This is a genomic window from Moorena sp. SIO3I6 (assembly GCF_010672095.1).
In genome coordinates this window covers 1-1,017 of sequence record NZ_JAAHHU010001757.1, presented here as the reverse complement: position 1 = coordinate 1,017, position 1,017 = coordinate 1, and the positions used below count along the sequence as shown (strand labels likewise).

Sequence of the window (1,017 nt, the reverse complement as noted above, 5' to 3'; positions counted from 1 at the left end):
AGAGTGGGGGAAACCAACGGCAGTCGCTCATGGGGGGAACCCCCAAGACCGCGCTGCCTCCCCAAGACCGCGCTGCATCGCTTTTGGAATTTTGCTGTTTGACCCGGTGGTGCGTTACGGGGCGGGCTTTCCCAACCCTGGCTACGAGGTTGAAAATGACGGGGAGCGCCCCTGAAGCACCACTAGCAACTGGTGTTGGGTTTCATTCTTCAACCCAACCTACGCTTATTGCACCATTTTAAATGTGTCGGTCCACTACGCAACTCCCCACACTTCCCCATCTCCCCATCTCCCCATTTCCCCATTTCCCCATCTCCCCATCTCCCTATCTCCCCATTAACTAACCAGGTGCTCCATTGCGGTGGTTGTTACTGTAGGTGACTCTAGTACCAGCCCACTGAAGCTTATTCCTTAAGGTCTGGTAATAGGAATACTGTTCCCGTAAGATAATGAACTTGGCCTGACAATCTGCTCTACGTACATCCACCCGTTGTCCAGGCCAAATAGAGGTTGCGAGCACACCATCCATCCAGAGTTTAGTGTTTAGCTCATAATCCCCCAAGGGCCAGATACTGACAACAGAGCCAGAGGGGAGTACGAAAGGACGACTGGAAAGGCTCATCGGACAAATGGGTGCCACTGCGATCGCTTCGAGGGAGTCGTGCAAAATTGGACCATTCGCAGAAACAGTATAGCCAGTGGAACCAGTGGGAGTGCCAACAATTAGTCCATCCCCTTGGTATTGATCGACTATTTCTCCATCAATTTCCATTTCCAAAATTGAGGTAATCATCCGATCGGCAGAGGCAGGTTTGACACACATTTCATTGAGTGCGAAAAAGCGATCGCTAACTGGTGTAATGTCAGTGCGGTTTCCCCCAAACACAGCTCCCTGTAACATCATCCGCCGCTGAACTGCATAGCGGTCTTCTAATAGTCGGTCCCAAACTTGCTCAGTGTCTTTAAATTCTTCGATGGGTTGGGTCAGAAATCCCAGATGACCTCCAACATTTACTG

1 protein-coding gene is annotated in these 1,017 nt (G+C 50.9%); it reads right to left on the bottom strand.

Annotated elements, in window-relative coordinates:
- Positions 1–340 precede the first annotated feature (340 nt).
- Positions 341–1,017, bottom strand: a 677-nt coding sequence (locus tag F6K49_RS52900; RefSeq protein ID WP_293111137.1) for an NAD(+) kinase, incomplete at its 5' end; no start/stop codon positions are given.